The sequence below is a fragment of the Nocardia cerradoensis NBRC 101014 genome, assembly GCF_000308535.1.
Classification (GTDB): domain Bacteria; phylum Actinomycetota; class Actinomycetes; order Mycobacteriales; family Mycobacteriaceae; genus Nocardia; species Nocardia cerradoensis.
Genome location: NZ_BAFW01000238.1, coordinates 1 through 20,614, shown reverse-complemented (window position 1 = coordinate 20,614; position 20,614 = coordinate 1). Strand labels below are relative to the sequence as shown.

Sequence of the window (20,614 nt, the reverse complement as noted above, 5' to 3'; positions counted from 1 at the left end):
CCCGGTCCGCAGGCCGGCCACGGCGGCGACGGTCCTCAGAACTGGATCTTCAGATGATCGGTGACCGGATGCGCCTGGCAGCCGAGGATGTATCCGGCTTCGATGTCCTCCGGATCGAGAATCTCCGAATTGTCCATCTCCACTTTGCCTTCCAGCACCGTGCAGGCGCAGGATCCGCACTCGCCCTCCTGGCAGGAGTACGGCACGTCCAGACCCTTGGCGAGCATGATGTCGACCAGGGTCTGGCGGCGCGGCCACTGCATGGAATGGGTCTCGCCGTCGAGTTCGACCTCCACGGTGGCCGCGTCGGCGGCGTCCTCCTCGCTGACCTCGACCGGCGCGCCGGCGGCGAACGGATCGCCGGACAGTGAGTTGAAGACCTCGGCGTGGGTGCGGTTGCGCGGCACCTCCAGCTGGGCCAGTGCGTCGTGCACCCGGTCCATGAACGCCTTCGGCCCGCACATGAAGGCGCGGAAACCGGTGTACGGGGTGCACAGCGCGGCCAGTCCGTCGGCGGTGGGCAGACCCTGCAGCGTCTCCAGCCAGTGCACCACCACCAGCCGCTGCGGATTCTTGTCGGTGAGTTCGCGCAGTTCGTCGGCGAAGATGACCGATTCCGGGTCGCGGTTGGCGTAGACCAGCACGATCCGGCCGCTGCCGCGGGCGAGTGCCGATTTCAGGATCGACATCACCGGGGTGACACCGCTGCCGGCCGCGAACAGCAGCAGATCCTCGTCCAGATCCTTCGGCGTGAAGACGCCGGAGGGGGGCAGGACTTCGATCTCGTCACCGGCTTTGACGTTGTCGCACACCCAGTTCGACGCGTATCCGTCGATCGTGCGCTTCACGGTGACCTTCGGCTGCACATCGGTATGCGGCGAGCTGGCCAGCGAATAGCAGCGCGCGACCGAACCGGTGCGCTCGCTCGGGATGCGCAGGGTCAGGAACTGGCCGGGCTGATAGGCGAAGCGCTCGCGCAGATCTTCGGGCACGTCGAAGACCAGCGAACAGGCGTCGGCCGTCTCGTTGACGACAGCGGCGACCCGCAGCACGGCCGATCGTGAGCTGTGCGGTACGACGGGATCGGCGGTGGTCATGGTGTCCTCTCGGGGCCGGGCAGGCAAACTAGAACGTGTTCTAATTTATGATACGTGGCCGTCCCGCTGCCGGACAAGCTGGGCCTCGAGCCCCGCGATCAGCACATCCATGCCGAAGTCGTAGGAGTATTTGCCGCGCAGGTCGCCCATGTGCTTGACGGCCCGCTCGACGGCTTCGGGAAGCGGCATGTCGACCAGCGCGGATCGGTCCCGCGGATTGACCCGGGCGCGGCCGAACAGATACGTGTGAATGGTGGCATAGGCGGCGAGCACATTGCGATCCTCGAAGCCCGCATCGGACAGGATTTCCATCACAGCGGCGATCAGGTCGAGCTGTTTGCCCAGCGTCTGTTCGATCAGCACATCGCCCAGGCCCGGATGTTTGCGGAGCTTCTCGTCGATCTGATCGATCAGTTCGCGCAAACGCTGCTGCCAGGTGCCGAATTCCGGCGGTGGGGTGCGCACTCCGGTGAGGGCCGCGCTGGCCACCAGATCCAGTAGTTCGCGCTTGTCGGCGACGTAGTAGTAGGGCGCCATCGGCGAAACGCCGAGTTCGCGGGAGAGCCGGCGCATCGACAGCTTCTCCACGCCGTCGGCGCGCACCACACGCAATGCGGCCTCGACTATCTCGGCTTCCGAGAGTGTGTTGCCGCCCCCGCTCGTCTGCATCCGTCCGACTCCCATGCCACCTCTAGACCTGCGCAGCCCGCCCGACGGCCACCCGTCATCTGCTGTTCAACCTGCTTGCCTTCCGCAGTCTAGAGTGCGCGTTCGTGGTCGCGGCCCGGTACGTGGAGGAGATCGGCGCACACCGCGACGCCGCACGTCACGCGGTAGTAGCCGGAGATGAACTACGGCGTCCCGCGCGGTATCTCGTTGATCATGAAGTGAATGTTGCCGTGTGATAGCTAGATAGCGTCGATGGTCATTGACAACCGCGCAACGCCGGAGCCGGTGCGTTGCCGCCGGTTTCGTATCGAATTCGGTCCGTTTTTTCGACACGGGATGCCCGGCGGGCGCTCAGCGCATAGCATTCTTGGAATGCGCCATGATCGACTGCCCGATGGGTTCGGGGTGCGAATCGATCCTCGGGTGCGCACCTATTCCGGTGGACGGCTCTTGGTCGGTGGCTCGCCGACGAGGTTGCTGAAACTTGCTCCGGAAGCGGCCGCCCTGATCGGTGACGGGTATCTCGAAGTGACGGATCCCCAGTCCGCGGTGGTTGCCAGACGGCTGCTCGACTCCGGGGTGGCCAACCCGCGTCCGCGCCTGCTGCCCTCGCCCGAAGAGGTCACGGTCGTGGTGCCGCATTACAACGACGCCGCCGGGCTGCAGCGGCTGCTGTCGACCCTGCGCGGGCACAGTGTGGTGGTCGTGGACGACGGTTCCGACCGGCCGGTCCGCATTCCGCGCACCCGGGGGCGTTGCCGCGTCACCGTGCTGCGCCACGATTCGCCGCAGGGCATGGTCGCCGCGCGCAATGCCGGACTGCAGGCGGCGACAACGGAATTCGTCGCATTCCTCGATTCCGATGTGGTTCCGCGCGCGGGCTGGCTGGAGGTGATGCTCGGACATTTCAGCGATCCCGAGGTCGCTCTGGTCGCTCCGCGCATCGTGGCGCGTGAGCCGGATGCGAGTGTGCTGGGCCGCTACGAGAGCGCGCGGTCGTCCCTGGATTTCGGCCGCCGGGAAACCGCGGTCAGTTCGCGCGGCTCGGTGTCGTACGCGCCGGGCGCGGCGCTGCTGGTGCGGCGCCACGCACTGCTGGCCGAGGGGGGATTCGACGAGCAGATGCGCTCGGCCGCCGACGTCGATCTGTGCTGGCGGCTCGAGCGCGCCGGCTGGCGGTTGCGGTACGAGCCGGCCGCGCACGTCGCCTGCGATCAACCGGCCTCCTTCGGTAAGTGGTTCGGCCGCAAGGTCTCTCACGGTGCCGGGGCGGCGCCGCTGGCCCGCCGCCATGCCGGGATGGTCGCTCCGCTGTCGGTGCCGTTCTGGACGATCGCCGCGACCGCGCTGCTGGCCACCGCGTCGCGCGCCGGAATCCTGGGCGGCCTCGCCACGCTGCTCGCCGCGCTGATCCGGCTGCGGCGGGTGTTCGCCGAACTCGACAATCCGACGCGGGTGGCGGCCATCCATCTGGCCCGCGGTTTCTCCGCCGGGGTGTGGCGGATCGTCTCGGCGCTGTGCCGGCACTACTGGCCGGTGACGGTGCTGGCGATGATCGCCTCCCGGCGCATCCGCCGGCTGGCGCTGGCGCTGGCGGTCGCCGACGGACTGGCCGACTGGTTCACCCACCGCGATACCGGCGGCCTGGATCCGGTGCGATATCTGATGTGCAAGCGACTCGACGACCTCGCCTACGGGACCGGTCTGTGGTCGGGTGCGCTGCGCGCGCGCAATGTGGCCGCGCTGCGCCCGGCCGTTCCGCGGCATTGATGGCGGGGGTCACATGTGGCCCCGATATGCCGTCTACCTCACATTTCGCCGCGATCCGGTGCTGATGTGACCTGTCGGACAAACCGTATGCTTCGCCCATGCCCTTCCTGACCCGCCGGTACAGTGTGGGACGGGAAAGAAAGGCAAATGGTCAGCAATCTCACAGGCGATAACCGTCCCGAGGGCAGGGTCGAACCCGGGACACAGCTCGGTGCGCTGGAAGCCTATGCCGCTCAGGCCCACGGTTACCTCAGTGTCGGGGGCGATCAGCTCAATCAGCTGCCCGGATTGCTGCGTCCGCTGGTTCTGGAGTCCTGGCTGCGCAGTGTGCGCGGCGGGGTCGATCCCATGGACGTACTCGACGGCCGCGGTCTGCGCGGCGCCGATCTGCAGCGCTACCGCGACAACCATCCGATTGCCGCGGTGATGCCACTGGTCGACAAGTTGCTGCTGCAGGACGCCACCGGCATCGGGCTGATCGTGGTCGTCGCCGACCAGTTCGGCCGGGTGCTCTCGGTACACGGCAATCCCGACCGGGTCGAGGCCGCCGCCGAGGTCGGCCTGCGCGAGGGCGACGATCTGTCCGAACGCCGGATCGGTACGAATGCGGTCGGACTGGTGGTCCGCACCGGCCGCGCCACCTGGATCCACGGCCCGGAACATTTCCTGCACCGGATGCATCAGCTCACGGGGGCGGCCGCGCCCGTGCACGATCCGGACGGCCGGTTGGTCGGCGTGCTGATGATCGCCGGCGGCGTGCGCGTCGCCCGTCCGGAGATTCTGGCGCTGGTGAAGGCTGCCGCGACCGCGGCGGAGATGGACCTGGTGCTCGCGGCCGTGCGCACGGAACAGCGCGGCGCGGATCGTCGTGCGCCCGTGGATCATTCGTCGCCGCCGCGGACCGCCGGCCGGCTGGCGCTCGAGGTGCTGGGGCTGGGCCAGCCGCAGCTGTCGGTCGACGGGGAGCGCATCGCGTTGTCGCAGCGGCATGCCGAGATCCTGCTGTTGCTGGCCGAACACGCCGAAGGTCTGTCGGCCGATCATCTCGCGCTGCTGCTCGACGACACCGATCTCGACAACGCGACCATCCGGGCCGCCATGTCGCGGCTGCGTTCGGTGGTCGGCCCGGACGTCTTCGGCTCGCGGCCGTATCGGCTGCGGGTGCCGGTGTCCACGGATGTGGAGGCGCTGCGCGCGGCGCTGGATTCGGGGGATGTGCACAGTGCGGTCCGCCATTACACCGGGCCGGTGCTGCCCCGTTCGACCGCTCCCGGAGTTATAGACATCCGCGATGAATTGCGGGTGCGGCTGCGGACCGCGGTGTTACGTTCCGGTGACGCCGCCGTGCTGAGCCGGTGGACCTCGGGCGCCGAGGGCCGTGACGATGCCGCCGCGTGGGTGGCCTATCGAGCCACCGCGGATCGCGATTCCGCTCTGTATGCCCAGATCGAAGCCAAAATTCGGGTGCTCGACCGGCGGATGGGCGCCGATGCAACGCAGATGCAACGTTTCGGCTCGTAGGCTCCGCGTCTGAAAGTGTCCTGACTCACACAAACAGGTCACAGTGTGGTTTCGGGCACATCTCTGCCCGGATATCGACCGAATTGGACGCTAGTCCGAGTTTTTTTGAAGGATCTCGTTCCTTTTTATTAGTCTTCGGCCTAGTGTTCGCTGCATCGGTGGCGCGAGTCGCCACCGGCCGATGCAGGAGAGAGGCCGCGGGAGCTCGGGGCCGCGATGTTGGAGGAAGTCGAGTTCGAGGATGAGTTGGTGACCGCGCCGGTTCACCGAAATTACTGAGACACAAACCATTTCGCTCTTTCACGCCTTCGCGATCGCGTGAGGTGTATTCGCCGAACCAACCGTGGCAAAGCCAGGGTCCGCGTCGTCGCGCGGTGCCCGGGGCTTAGTTCGTGCTGCCCGAAAAGCGTTCGGTCGCTGGGTATTTCGTCAATCGAGGAGGCTCTGGTGCAGGGTTCGGAGTTGAGCGGATTCGGTCCGGGGGAATGTCACGGTGCCGAGACCACGTCGGATCCGTCGCCGTTCCCGTTGACACCGGCGCAGCTCGGAGTCTGGTACGCCCAGCTGCTCGACCCCGGGACTCCGATCAATATCGCCCAGTACGTCGACGTGCACGGCGACCTCGATGTCGAAGTCCTGCAAAAGGTCTCGGTCGACGCGGCGCGCGAGTTCGGGTCCACGGTGGTGCGGCTCGGCGAAACCGACGGCGAGCCGTATCAGTGCGTGGACCCGCGCCTCCCCGTCGACATCGTGCCGGTCGATCTGCGGGATGCTCCCGATCCGGTCGCCGCCGCCCACGAGTGGATGCGCGCGGACTACACGCGTCCGGTGGATCTGCTGACGGACCGGCTGTTCGCCGGGGCCGTGCTGCGGGTCGGCGAGCGGCGATGGTTCTGGTATCTGCGCGCCCACCACATCGTTCTCGACGGATTCGGCGCCCTGACCAACACCATGCGCGTCGCCGAGCGCTACACCGCCGAGCTGCGCGGCAGCGAACCCGAACCGGCCAAGGCGGGCAGCCTCGAAGCGCTGGTGGAGGGCGAACGCGGCTACCGCGACAGCACCCGATTCGGCTCGGACCGGCAGTACTGGGGTGAGCGGGTATGCGACCTGGACGGCGCGACCACCCTCAACGGCCGCACCGCACCCCGTGCGGCCGGAAATCTGGTGCACGGCCGCCGCCTGCCGGACAAGGTCGTCACCCGGATGAACGACCTTGCGGCGGCGCATGATTCGAGTGCCGCGGTGGTGTTGCTCGCCGCCTTCGCGACCTATCTGGCCCGGCTCACCGGTCGCGACGAGGCGGTGCTGAGCCTGCCGGTCACCGCCCGCACGACCGCCGTGATGCGGCGCTCGGCCGGCATGCTCTCCAATATCGTCCCGCTGCGACTGCGGGTCGGTGACGCCACCTGGGCGCAACTACTGCAGCAGACCCGGGTCGAGGTCGCCGGGGCCTTGCGGCATCAGCGCTATCGGCACGAGGACATCCGCCGCGACGCCGGCATGGAAGGCCGGGCCACCCGGCGCGCGCTGTTCGGGCCGCTGGCCAACATCATGCTGTTCCGCAGCGATCTGACCCTGGGCGATACCGTCGGCCGCTATCACGTGCTCTCGACCGGTCCGGTCGAGGATATGAGCCTCAATGTCTACTACGGCGACAGCGACCGGGTGCACGTGGACTTCGAGGCCAACCCGAATCTGTACGGCGCCGACGACATCGCCCGCCATCACGCGCGTTTCGTCCGGTTCCTCGAGCGGCTGGTCGACCTCGATCCCGAGCGGCCGCTGTCCTCGGTGGCGGTCACCACCGATCTGGAGCGCGAGGTCAGCCTCCGGATCTGGAATGCCACCGAGGTGGACATCGCCGAGCTGGCGGGGGCGGACGCGACCCTGGTGTCGATGTTCGAGCGTCAGGTCGCGCGTACTCCGGAGGCCGTCGCACTGCGCGGCTCGCGGACCCTCGGCTACGCCGGATTCGCGGCCGAGGTCAACCGGCTCGCGCGCCACCTGATCGCGCTCGGCGCCGGGCCGGAAACCACGGTGGCACTGCATATTCGGCGTTCGCCGGAACTCGTCGTCGCGATGTACGCGGTGCTGGCGGCCGGTGCGGCGTATGTGCCGCTGGACCCCGACCATCCCGCCGAACGCACCGGGTACGTGCTCGAGACCGCGAAGCCGGTCTGCGTGCTGACCACCGTCGCCGATCACGGTGACGGCGACACCCGATGGATCGATATCGATGAACTGGACCTGTCGGCACTGTCCGATCGGCCGGTCGCCGATGCCGAGCGCATCTCGCCGTTGCGGCCGGGGCATCCCGCCTACGTCCTCTTCACCTCGGGCTCCACCGGGCGGCCGAAGGGCGTCGCGGTCACGCATGCCGCGATCGTCAACCGGCTGGTCTGGATGCAGAGCGCCTACCGGCTCACCGCCGCCGACGTCGTGTTGCAGAAGACCCCCGCCACCTTCGACGTATCGGTGTGGGAGTTCTTCTGGCCGTTGCAGGCCGGTGCGAGCCTGGTGCTGGCCACGCCCGACGGGCATCGCGATCCGGCCTATCTGCGTGCGGTGATCGCCGAATTCGGGGTCACCGTCGCGCATTTCGTGCCCTCGATGCTCGCCGCATTCCTCGGCGGTGTGGTCGACGGCTCCGCGTTGGGTTCGCTGCGCGCGGTGTTCGCATCGGGTGAGGCGTTGCCCGGGCCGCTGGCGCAGCGACTGCTCGCCGTCGCGCCGCGCGCGCGGCTGCACAATCTGTACGGTCCCACCGAGGCGGCGGTCGATGTCACCGCGCATCAGGTGGGCCCGCTCGATACCACCGGTGTGCCGATCGGCGCACCGGTCTTCAACACCCGGCTGTACGTGCTCGACGCACGGTTACGGCCGGTGCCCGTCGGCGTTCCGGGTGAGCTGTATCTGTCGGGGGTTCAGCTCGCCCGGGGCTACGTCGGGAGGCCGGAGCTGACCGCCGAACGGTTCGTCGCCGATCCGTTCGCGGACAGTGAATCGGAGGCCGGCCCCGGGGCGCGGATGTATCGCACCGGGGACCTGGTCCGCTGGACGGCCGACGGCGAGATCGACTATCTGGGCCGCACCGATTTCCAGGTCAAGCTGCGGGGACTGCGGATCGAACTCGGCGAGATCGAAGCGGTGCTCGGCGCGGTGCCCGGGGTCGCGCGCGCGGTGGTCGTGGTGCGCGACGATGCCGGGACCGGTGCGCAACTGGTCGCCTATCTGGTCGAAACCACCGCCGGCGCGGTCGACGTGGCGCGGGTGCGCAGCGCGGCCGCGCGCGAGCTGCCCGGTTATATGGCGCCGGCGGCCTACGTGCTGCTCGCATCGCTGCCGGTCAACGCCTCCGGCAAACTCGATCGGGCCGCGCTGCCCGCGCCCGAACGGACCGCCGGACGGTACCGTCGGCCGCAGTCGGTCTCGGAGCGGGCCGTCGCCGAGGTGTTCGGTGAGGTGCTCGGCCGTCAGCGCATCGGACTCGACGACGACTTCTTCGCCCTGGGCGGCAATTCGCTGGTCGCGACGCAGGTGGCGGCGCGACTGAACGCCGATCTCGGCTGCGCGCTCGGGGTGCGGGAACTGTTCGAGGCCACCACGGTCGAGGCGCTGGCCGAGCTGATCGACCGCGCCTTCGAAACCGAGGACATGCACGAGAGCGCGGGTCCGGTCGCGGGGCCGCGTCCGCGGGTGCTGCCGCTGTCGCCCACGCAGCAGCGCATCTGGTTCCTCAACCGCTTCGAGCAGGACAGCGCCGGCTACAACATGCCGTTCGTGGTCCGGATGACCGGTGCGGTCGATACCGACGCCCTGCGCTCGGCCCTCGCCGATGTGGTGGCCCGGCACGAGGTGCTGCGCACGGTCTTCCCCGCGGACGACGACCTCGTGGCGCGCCAGCAGATTCTTCCCGCCGAGCAGGTGGGTCCGGAAACCTTCGCGGTGGAAACCGTTGCCGCGGAGGGACTCGACGCCGAGCTGGCCCGGCTGGCCGCACGTGGCTTCGACGTGACCGCCGAAATCCCGTTGCGCGCGGTCATTTTCGAGCTCGCTGCCGACGATGTCGCGTTGGCGATCGTGCTGCACCACATCGCCGCGGACGGACTGTCGCTGCCGGTGCTGGCACGGGATGTGGCCGCGGCCTACACCCTGCGCCGATCGGGAGTCGACGCCGTCGAGGCGCCGCCGGCGGTGCAGTACGCCGATTACGCGCTGTGGCAACGGGATCGGCTGGGCAATTCCGAAGATCCCGATTCCCTGGCCGCGCAGCAGCTCGGCTACTGGTCGCACACGCTGGCGGGAATTCCCGACCAACTGGACCTGCCCGCCGATCGGCCGCGGCCCGCGGTGGCCGCCGGCCGGGGCGCCACCTACCGCTTCGACCTTCCCGCGCACCTGCACACGGCGATCGCCGAACTCGCGCGCGCCCAGGGTGTTTCGACCTTCATGGTGCTGCACGGCGCGCTGGCCGCACTGCTCGCGCGCATCTCGGGTGGCGAGGACATCGTGATCGGCACCCCGGTCGCCGGTCGCGGCCACCGCGAACTCGACGATCTGATCGGCATGTTCGTCAACACGCTGGTGCTGCGCACCCGAGTGGCGGCCGACGAACCGTTCACCGCTCTGCTGCAACGGGTCCGGGCTGCGGATCTGGGTGCCTTCGCCCACGCCGATCTGCCCTTCGAACAGTTGGTGGAGGCGCTCAACCCGGTCCGATCGCAGGCCCGGCATCCGTTGTTCCAGGTGATGCTGGGTGTGGCCGACACTCAGGACATCGCCGTCGAGTTACCCGGATTGTCCGTGCGGACGAGTACCCTGGACACGGCGGTGACCAAGTTCGACCTTCAACTGACGGTCACCGAAAGCTTCGCCGGTGCCGGTCCCGGGGAAGGTCCGGCACCGGCGGGGATCACGGCGGAATTCACCTACGCCACAGATCTTTTCGAGCCGGACACCATCGCGGGCTATGCGCGGTGGTGGCGGCAACTGCTCGCCCATGTGGTCGCCGAGCCCACCCGCGCGGTGGGGCAGCTGCCGCTGCTCGATGCGGCCGAGCTGCGGCGCGCGATCGAATCCGGCCGTCGCGCCGCCGAGGAATCCGCCCCCGGCGTGCTCGCCGCGTTCGAGCGGCAGGTGCTGCTGCGGCCCGGCGCGGTCGCCGTGGTCGACGGCGAGCGGCACTACACCTATGCCGAGCTGTCGGCCCGGATCAACCGCCTGGCGCGGCATCTCGTCGGCGCGGGCGTCGGCCCGGAATCGCTGGTCGTCCTGGGTATGCGCCGCTCCGCCGAGCTGGTGATCGGCGCCTACGCCGTACTGGCCGCCGGTGGTGCGTACGTGCCGGTCGACCCGGATCAGCCCACCGCCCGATTGCGGCAGATGGCCGACACCGCCGCGCCGGTGTGCATGCTGACCGCCGGGGACGCGCCCGATCTCGACGTCCGGCAGATCGCGATCGATGCGCTCGACTTGGACGGCCTGTCCGGACGCCCGCTCACCGACGCCGACCGGCTCGCCCCGGTGCGCCCGGCCGGCACCGCGTACGTCATCTTCACCTCCGGATCGACCGGCACGCCGAAAGGTGTTGCCGTCCAGCGTGCGTCGCTCGACAACCAGATCGCCTGGATCACCGGCGAGTACGGGATCGACGAGCGGGACGTGGTGCTGTTCAAGACCCCGGCCACCTTCGACGTCTCGGTATGGGAGCTGTTCGCGCCGCTGACCAGCGGAGCGCGGCTCGTGGTGGCCACCCCGGACGGGCACCGCGACACCGCCTATCTGGCCGCGACGATCGCCCGGCACGCCGTGACCATGACCTCGTTCGTACCGTCGATGCTGGCGACCTTCGCGAACAGCGTGGCACCGGCCGATATCCACACGCTGCGTTGTGTTCTCGTCGCCGGCGAGGCGCTCAACGGTGCGGCGGTGCGCGCGTTCGCCGCGGTGAGCGATGCCGCGGTGCACAATCTGTACGGGCCCACGGAATTCACCGTGCACGCCACCCACGCACCGATCGCGCCCGACCACGCCGGCCCGGCGCCGATCGGTAAACCGGTGCGCGACAGTCATGTTCTGGTGCTCGACCGGCAGCTGCGGCCGGTCCCCGATCTGGTGGTCGGCGAGCTGTACCTGTCCGGAGCGCAGATCGCCCGCGGTTACCAGGGGCGGACCGGCGCGACCGCCCAGCGATTCGTGGCCGATCCGTTCGGTGCCGCCGGCGCGCGCATGTACCGCACCGGCGACCTCGTACGCCGCTTGCGTAACGGCGATCTGGAATACCTGGGGCGCAGCGACTTCCAGGTGAAGGTGCGGGGCCAGCGCATCGAACTGGGTGAGATCGAGGCGGCACTGCTCGCCACGCCGGGCATCGACGCCGCCGCGGTGCGGGTGTACCGGCATCGGGCCGGTGATCTGCTGGTGGCGTATGTGGTGTGCGACGGAGATCCGCAGACCCTCGCCGAGAGCCGGCTGCGGGATCGGCTGCCCTCGTACATGGTGCCGAGCGCGTACGTCGCGCTGGCGGCCATGCCGCTCACGGCCTCCGGCAAACTCGATCGCGCGGCGCTGCCCGACCCCGTGTGGGCCGCCGAACGGTTCCGGGCGCCGGAGAGCGCCGAGGAGAAGGCGGTCGCGGCGGTCTTCGCCGGTGTACTGGGTGTCGAACAGGTCGGACTCGACGACGACTTCTTCGCCCTCGGCGGCAATTCGCTGGTGGCGACCCAGGTTTCGGCACGGCTGGCCGAGGCGCTGGACCGCGAGGTTCCGGTGCGCCTGCTGTTCGAGAATTCCGGCGTCGCGAATCTCGCCCGGCGACTGGGTGATTCGGCCCCGCGCCGCCACCGTGCGCTGACCGCCGGGCCGCGGCCGCAATCGCTGCCGCTGTCCTACGCACAGCAGCGGATGTGGTTCCGCAACCAGTTCGACACCGAGTCCGCGGTCGACAATCTGACCACCGCCATCCGGCTGCAGGGGGCGCTGGACATCACCGCCCTCGCCGCGGCGGTCCGCGATGTGCTGGCACGGCACGAGGCCCTGCGAACCCGCTATCCCGCCGTCGACGGGGTGCCCTACCAGGACGTGCTCGATCCGGCGGACGTGGTGGTCGACCTGACGCCGCGACCGGTGCACGAGGACGAACTGCCGCGGCGGCTGCGGGCCGAGGCGGCCGTCGCCTTCGTGGTGCGCGACCAGGCGCCGATCCGGACGGCACTGCTGCGCTGCGCCCCCGACGTGCACGTGCTCGTTGTTTCTGTTCACCACATCGCGGCGGACGGCTGGTCGATCGCGCCGCTGACGCGAGACCTGATGCAGGCCTATGCCGCGCGGACGGCCGGTCGCGCGCCGCAGTGGCTGCCGCTGCCGGTGCAGTACGCCGACTACGCGCTCTGGCAGCGGGCCGTGCTGGGCTCCGAAGACGATCCGCATTCGCCCATCGCCGAACAGATCCGGTTCTGGGCAGGCGAGCTGGCGGGCCTGCCCGATGTGCTGGCCCTGCCCGGCGATCGGCCGCGGCCGGCGACGGCGACGGGCCGCGGTGCCCGGTACCGCTTCGCGCTGCCCGCCGAGACCGTCTCCGCGCTGCGTACCCACGCCGAGCGGACCGGCGCCACCTTCTTCATGGCGCTGCACGCCGCCTTCGCGGTGGTACTGGCGAAACTGTCCGGGCAGCGCGATATCGCGATCGGTACGCCGATCGCCGGCCGGGGTGAGGCCGCGCTCGACGATCTGGTCGGCATGTTCGTCAATACGCTGGTGCTGCGCGCCGACGTCGCGCCCGAGTCCTCGTTCACCGCGCTGCTCGACTCCGTGCGCGACGGCGACCTGCGCGCCTTCGCCCACCGCGACGTCCCGTTCGAGCGTCTGGTCGAGGTGCTGAACCCGATCCGCTCGGCGGCCCGGCATCCGCTGTTCCAGGTGATGCTGGATCTGCGCCAAGCCGCCGCCGGGGCACCACGGCTGCCGGGTCTGCGCGCGACGACGCTCGAACTCGATTCCGGCACAGCCAAATTCGACCTGCAACTGACCGCCGAGGAACAGGCGGACGGCAGCCTGACCGCGGTCTTCGAATACGCGACGGACCTGTTCGACGAACCCACGATCGCGGGATTCGCGCGGCGGTTCCGCCTGGTACTCGAAGCCCTGGTCGCGCAGCCGGAACGGCCGGTCGGCGATATCGAACCGATGTCGGCCGCCGAACGCGAACAGACCCTGGTGACGTGGAACGACACCGGACACGAGGTGCCCGCGACCACGCTGGCCGATCTGTTCGCCGAGCAGGCACGCCGCAGCCCCGACGCCGTCGCGCTGCGTTTCGAGGGCGCCGAATGGACCTATGCCGAGATCGCGGCGCGGGTGAATCGACTGGCGCGGCTGCTGGTGTCCATCGGCGTCGGCCCCGGGCGCAGCGTGGCACTGGGTATCCGCCGCAGCGACGACCTGGTCGTCGCCATGTACGCGGTGGTCGCGGCGGGTGCGGCCTACGTGCCGCTCGATCCCGACCACCCGGCCCGCCGCACCGGTGACGTGCTGCGCACCGCGCGGCCGGTGTGCGTCCTGACCCGCTCCACCGACGGACTCGACCTCGATACGAGCGGTCTGGTCAGTCACTGCGCCGTCCTCGACATCGACCTGTTCGATACCGGTGACTACTCGTCGGCGCCGCTCACCGACGCCGACCGGCTGCGACCGCTACTGCCGGGACATCCCGCCTATGTCCTGTTCACCTCCGGGTCGACGGGCCGGCCCAAGGGTGTGGCGGTGAGCCACCGGGCGATCGTCAACCGGCTGGTGTGGATGCAATCCGAATACGAACTGGGCGCCGGCGATGTCGTCCTGCAGAAGACTCCGGCGACCTTCGACGTGTCGGTGTGGGAGTTCTTCTGGCCGTTGCAGGTCGGCGCCCGGCTCGTGGTGGCCCGGCCCGACGGTCATCGCGACCCCGCCTACCTCGCCGAAGTGATTCGCGCCGAACACGTTTCGGTGGCGCATTTCGTCCCCTCGATGCTCGCGGTATTCCTCGCGCACGCGCGGCCGGGTTCGCTGCGGACGGTGTTCGCCTCCGGTGAGGCGCTGCCGGCGGAGGTCGCGCAGCGCGTGCGGGCTGCCACCGGTGCGCGACTGCACAATCTCTACGGGCCGACCGAGGCCGCGGTCGACGTCACCCACCACGAGGTCGTCGACACCGACACCACGACCGTGCCGATCGGCCGCCCGGTGTTCAACACGAGGCTGTACGTGCTGGACGGGCGGTTGCGTCCGGTGCCGGTCGGCGTCGCCGGAGAGCTGTACCTGGCCGGTACGCAACTGGCCGAGGGATATCTCGGCCGCCCCGACATCACCGCGCAACGTTTCGTGGCCGATCCGTTCGGCGCCGGGGAGCGGCTGTACCGCACCGGCGACCTGGTCGCGTGGAACGCTCGCGGTGAACTGGAGTATCTGGGCCGCACGGACTTTCAGATCAAGGTGCGCGGCCTGCGCATCGAACTGGGGGAGATCGAAGCGGCGCTCACCGCCGTGCCCGAGGTCGATCGGGCCGTGGTGGTCGTCCGCCACGACCCGCAGATCGGCGATCGGCTGGTCGCGTACCTGCTGCCCGCCGACGGTGCCGGAATCGATGTCGACGCGGTGAAAGCCGCACTGGCGCGGCGACTACCGGCCTATATGCTCCCGGCGGCGTACGTCGTCCTCGACGCGTTCCCGCTCAACGGCTCCGGCAAGCTGGACCGCGGCGCCCTGCCCGATCCGGTCTGGCAGGCGCGCGAATACCACGCCCCGGCGACGGCGGCCGAAGCCGTGGTCGCCGAGGTCTTCGCGGAGGTGCTCGGCGCCGAGCGGGTGGGCCGCGACGACGATTTCTTCGAGCTCGGCGGCAATTCGCTGCTCGCCACCCAGGTGCTGGCCCGCATCGGCGCCGCCCTGGACACCCAGCTGCCGGTGCGCCTGCTGTTCGAGGCCACCACGGTGGCCGAGCTGGCGGCGCGCGCCGAGCTGCGCGCCGGTACCGGGGCACGCGCCCCGCTGACCGCGCGCGCTCTCCCGGAGCAGGTGCCGCTCTCGGCGGCGCAGCGGCGGATCTGGTTCCTCAATCGCTATCGCGCCGATGAACGGACGGCGGCCGCGGTCGACGTCATCCCGCTGGCACTGCGGTTGCGCGGCGATCTGGATGTCGATGCCCTGCGCGCGGCCCTGGCCGATGTCGTCGAGCGGCACGAGACGCTGCGCACCCGCTACCCCGATACCGCGGACGGACCGGTGCAGGTCGTCGAGCCCGCCGCGGCGCACATCCCGGCGCTGCGCGTGGCCGCGGTGAGCGAGCAGACGCTGGCCGAGCGCATCGCCGGGATCTGCGCCACCGAATACGACCTCACCGCCGAGACCGGCTTGCGCGCTGAGCTTTTCGCGCTGTCCGGCGAGCACCACGTGCTGCTGCTGGTCCTGCACCACATCTGCGCAGACGGCATGTCCCTCGGTCCGCTGGCCGCCGATGTGACGACCGCATACGCCGCACGCCGCGCCGGGCACGCACCCGACTGGCGGGACCTGCCGGTGCGGTACCGCGACTACACGCTGTGGCAGGCGGAGGTTCTCGGCGATCCGGCCGATCCGGAATCCGAACTGTCCCGCCAGCGCGAATTCTGGCGCACCCGCCTCGCCGGACTGCCGGAACAGCTGGAACTGCCCACCGACCGTCCGCGTCCGGCGACGCCGTCGTATCGCGGCGGCAGCCACCGCTTCCAGATCGACTCCGATCTGCACAGCGAACTGGGTGAGCTCGCCCGCAAACACGAGACCACCCTGTTCAGCACGGTGCATGCCGCGCTGGCGGTGCTGCTGTCGCGCATGTCGGGCACCTCCGACATCGCGATCGGCACCCCGGTGGCCGGGCGCGGCGAGGCCGCGCTGGACCCGATGGTCGGCATGTTCGTCAACACCATCGTGTTGCGCAGCGAGATCGACAGTCGCGAGCACTTCCACACCGTGCTCGATACCGTTCGCGCCCAAGACATTTCAGCTCTATCGCAGGTCGACGTGCCGTTCGAGCAGGTGGTGGAGATGCTGGCGCCGGCCCGCACCGCGAGCCGCCATCCGCTGTTCCAGGTGGCGCTGACCTTCCAGAATTTCACCCTGCCCGAGGTCGAGCTGCCGGGACTGCATGTCACGCCGGAGGCGGTCGACGCGGCGGCGGTCGCGTTCGACCTGCAGTTCACGCTGGTCGAGTCCATCGACGACGACGGCCGCGCGGGCGGAATGTCGGTCGAGATCACCTATGCCACCGACCTTTTCGACGCGTCCACGATCGCGGAGCTGGCGCGGCGCTTCGAGCAGGTGCTGGCGGCGGTCAGCCACGATCACACCGTCGTGGTCGGCGACATCCAGTTGCTCAGTGCCGAGGAACAGCAGCGCGCGCTGTACGAATGGTCCGTCAGCGGCGCCGGCCGCGCCGAAACGACCACCATCGCCGAGCGTTTCGCGGCGGCCGCGCACGCGGACCGCACGGCGGTCGCGGTGCGCGCCGGCGATGCCACCCTCACCTACGGCGAACTCGCGGATCGGGCCCGCGGCCTCGCCCGGCGGCTGATCGCGGCCGGCGCCGGCCCGGAAACGCTGGTGGCCGTGGCGCTTCCGCGTTCGGCGGACCTGATCGTCGCACTCCTCGCGGTCGTCGAATCCGGCGCCGGTTATCTGCCCATCGATCCCGATTACCCCGCCGACCGGATCGAGTACATCCTCGCCGACGCCCGGCCGGTGTGCGCGATCACCGATGTGGACGGCGCGGCCCGGGGCTGGTTCGACGGACCGGTGATCGACCTGGGCACCGTGTCCTGGGAGGAGCTGGACACCGCGCCGATCACCGATGCCGAGCGCCGCTCGCCGCTGCGCCCGGACAACACCGCCTACGTCATCTACACTTCCGGTTCCACCGGCCGTCCCAAGGGCGTGCAGGTGCCGCACGCCAATGTGATTCGGCTGCTGGACAATACCCGCGAGCGCTTCGACTTCGACCGCTCCGACGTGTGGACGCTGTTCCACTCCTACGCTTTCGACTTCTCGGTGTGGGAGCTGTGGGGTGCGCTGCTGCACGGCGGCCGGATCGTCGTCGTCGACTACTTCACCTCCCGGTCGCCGCAGCAGTTCCGGGAGCTGTTGATCGCCGAGGGCGTGACGGTCCTCAACCAGACCCCTTCGGCGTTCTACCAGCTGATGAGCGCGGATCTCGCCGACGCTCCGGCCGACTACCGGCTGCGCTGTGTGATCTTCGGCGGCGAAGCGCTGGAGCCGGCGCGGCTGCGGGACTGGCTCGCGCGGTATCCGCACACACCGCGGCTGATCAACATGTACGGCATCACCGAGACCACGGTGCATGTGTCGTTCCGGCCGATCGACGCGCGCACCGGCGCGGCCGGCGTGATCGGTGGCGCCCTACCGGGTTTGACCGTGCGACTGCTGGATTCGCGGCTGCGGCCGGTTCCGGTGGGCGTGCCGGGCGAGATCTACGTCTCCGGTGGACAGCTCGCCCGCGGATATCTGCGGCGGCCCGGCCTGACCGCCGGGCGATTCGTGGCCGACCCCTACGGGACGGCGGGTTCGCTCGCCTACCGCTCCGGCGACCTGGCGCGGTGGACCGCGACCGGTGACCTCGAATATCTGGGTCGCGCCGACCAGCAGGTGAACCTGCGTGGCTTCCGGGTGGAACTCGGCGAGATCGAGGCCGCCCTGCTGGCCGCGGATTCGGTGGCCCAGGCCGCGGTGGTGGTGCGCGCGGACGACGGGGCCGAAGCCCGGATCGTCGGATATGTGGTCGGTGCCGGCCTCGACGTGCCGGCGGTGCGCCGCACGGTGGCCGAGCGGCTGCCCGAGCACATGGTTCCCGCGGCGGTGGTCGCGGTGGATCGAATTCCGTTGACCGTCAACGGGAAACTCGATGTGCGCGCCCTGCCGGCGCCGGTGTTCGAGACGGTGGGTTACCGCCGGCCGGCGAGCGCCGCCGAGCAGATCGTGGCCGATGTGTTCACCGAGGTGCTCGGCGATCTCGACACCGAGCGCGCGGTGGGTGCCGACGACGACTTCTTCGCCCTCGGCGGTAGCTCGCTCTCGGCGGCCAAGGCCGTCGCCCGCATCGGCGCGGCGCTCGGCGTGAGCGTCCCGGTACGCACGCTGTTCGAGAATCCGCGGGTCGCCGACCTCGCGGTGGCGGCGCTGTCCGGCGGCGCCCGGCCCGCCCTGGCCGCCGGTGAGCGTCCGGCCCGGCTGCCGCTCTCGCCGGCCCAGCAGCGGATGTGGTTCCTCAACCGGTTCGACCGCACGTCGGCCGCCTACAACATTCCGCTGGCACTGCGCCTGTCCGGCGACCTCGACCGGCAGGCTCTCGGCGCGGCGCTGCACGATGTGGTGGCGCGGCACGAATCGCTGCGTACCGTCTACCCCGAGATCGGCGGCGAACCGGCCCAGGTGATCCTGCCGGCGGAACGGGTCCACATCGACGCGACGGCCGAACCGGTCACCGAAGACGCTCTGCCGCAACGCATCCGGGAGTTGTTCGGCACCGGATTCGACGTCACCGCCGACGTGCCCGTGCGGGTTCGGGTCTTCGAACTCGCCCCGGACGAGCATGTGCTGGCGGCGGTACTGCATCACATCTGCGCCGACGGCTCCTCGATCGTGCCGTTCGCCGCCGATCTGATGCGCGCCTACGAGGCCCGGGTCCGCTGCGACCGGCCCGGCTGGTCGCCGCTGCCGGTGCAGTACGCCGATTACGCCCTGTGGCAGAAGCGCCTGCTGGGGGCCGAGGACGATGCCGAATCGGTGGCCGCCCGGCAGCTCGCGTTCTGGCGCGCAACCTTGGCCGGCCTGCCCGATCAGCTCGATCTGCCGACCGACCGGCCCCGTCCGGCCCGCCAGAGCCTGCGCGGCCGCCGCGTCGCATTCGCCGTCGACGCCGAATTGCACCGGCGGCTGGCCGGATTGGGCCGTGGCGCCGGCGCCACGGTGTTCATGGTCGTGCACGCGGCCTTCGCGGCGGTGCTGGCCCGGCTGTGCGACACCGGCGACATCGCGGTGGGCACGCCCGTCGCGGGACGCAACGACGCCGCACTGGACGAGGTCATCGGCATGTTCGTCAATACCGTCGTGTTGCGGACCGCGGTCGACGTGGACGCCTCCTTCGACACCCTGCTCGACGCCGTGCGGGCGGCCGATATCGCCGCCCTCTCGCATACCGATGTGCCGTTCGAACGCCTCGTCGAGGTGTTGAATCCGCGCCGCTCGACCGCCCGGCATCCGCTGGTGCAGGTGGGCCTGTCGTTCCAGAACCACGATCGCGCCACCCTGCGACTACCGGGCCTGGCCGTCACCGAGGTCGAATCCGACAGCGAGATCGCGCAATTCGATCTGCACCTGTTCGCCGTCGACCACCACACCGAGACCGGGACACCGGCGGGCATCGAGCTGGCACTCGGCTACGCGACCGATCTGTTCACCGCCGAGACCGCCGAGCGGATCGCCGCCCAGGTGAGCCGCGTCCTGCACGCGGTGGCCGCCGCCCCCGCGACCCGGATCCGCGATCTGGATCTGCTCGGCGAGCAGCAGTACCGGTTCCTGATCGAGGACTGCAACCGGACGGCGCGGGAGGTTCCCGAGGCGACGCTGGTGGATCTGGTCGACGCCCGGGTCGCCGCGAACCCCGCGGCGGTGGCGCTGATCGACGAGGGCGGCGCCGAACTGAGTTATCGAGATTTCGACGCCCGGGTCAACCGGCTGGCCCGCCACCTCATCGGCCTCGGTGTGCGCCCGGAGACGAATGTGGTGCTGGCGCTGAGCCGTTCGGCCGAGCTGGTGATCGCCATGTTCGCGGTCGCCAAGGCCGGCGGCGCCTACGTGCCGATCGATCCCGACCATCCGGCCGACCGGATCGCGCATATCGTCGAGACCGCGCGGCCGGTGTGCGTGCTGGGCAGCGGTGCGGTGCCGGGGGTAGGCGACGACATCGCGGTGGTGGATCCCGGTACGGATCTGTCGGACCAGCCGGGAACGCCGGTCACCGCTGCCGATCGGCTCGCGCCGCTGCGGCCGTCGAACACCGCGTATGTCGTGTTCACCTCCGGATCCACCGGACGCCCCAAGGGCGTGGCGGTCTCGCACGGCGCTATCGTCAACCAATTGCTCTGGCTGCGTGCCGAATTCGGTATCGACGGTGCCGATCGAACGCTGCTCAAGACGCCCGCGACCTTCGACCTCTCGGTCTGGGAGTTCTGGTCCGTGCTGGTCAGCGGCGGAGCCCTGGTGATCAGCGAGCCGGGCAGCGAACGCGATCCCGACCACCTGCGCGAGCTCATGCGGCGGCATCGGATCAGCGTGCTGTTCACGGTGCCCTCGCTGCTGGGCATGCTGCTGGCCGACGAGACCGCCCTGCCGCAGACACTGCGAGCGGTTCTCGCGATCGGTGAGGCGCTGCCGCAGTCGACGGCGCGGCAGTTCGCAAGCCGCAGCGGCGCAACGTTGTTCAATCTATACGGCCCCACCGAAACCGCCGTGTCGATCACCTCGCACCGGGT

5 protein-coding genes are annotated in these 20,614 nt (G+C 69.9%); 3 read left to right on the top strand and 2 right to left on the bottom strand.

Annotation, left to right across the window (positions count from 1 at the left end; all coding sequences use genetic code 11):
- Positions 1-35: 35 nt before the first annotated feature.
- The gene (locus ON23_RS24365) at positions 36-1,097 is read right to left on the bottom strand and encodes a ferredoxin--NADP reductase (RefSeq protein ID WP_039781041.1); all 1,062 of its coding nucleotides are present in this window, start codon (positions 1,095-1,097) and stop codon (positions 36-38) included.
- A gap of 45 nt (positions 1,098-1,142) precedes the next feature.
- The gene (gene mftR2, locus ON23_RS24360) at positions 1,143-1,766 is read right to left on the bottom strand and encodes a mycofactocin system transcriptional regulator MftR2 (protein ID WP_051043258.1); all 624 of its coding nucleotides are present in this window, start codon (positions 1,764-1,766) and stop codon (positions 1,143-1,145) included.
- Between the two features lie 372 nt (positions 1,767-2,138).
- Between mftR2 and mftF the strand changes: the two genes are divergently transcribed.
- From mftF to ON23_RS24345, 3 genes are all read left to right on the top strand, one after another.
- Positions 2,139-3,536, top strand: a complete 1,398-nt coding sequence (gene mftF / locus ON23_RS24355; RefSeq protein ID WP_039781040.1) for a mycofactocin biosynthesis glycosyltransferase MftF — start codon at positions 2,139-2,141, stop codon at positions 3,534-3,536.
- A 147-nt stretch (positions 3,537-3,683) separates the two neighbouring features.
- Complete coding sequence (locus ON23_RS24350; RefSeq protein WP_039781038.1) at positions 3,684-5,057, top strand: GAF domain-containing protein; 1,374 nt, start codon at positions 3,684-3,686, stop codon at positions 5,055-5,057.
- A gap of 447 nt (positions 5,058-5,504) precedes the next feature.
- Positions 5,505-20,614, top strand: a 15,110-nt coding sequence (locus ON23_RS24345; protein ID WP_051043256.1) for a non-ribosomal peptide synthase/polyketide synthase, incomplete at its 3' end; no start/stop codon positions are given.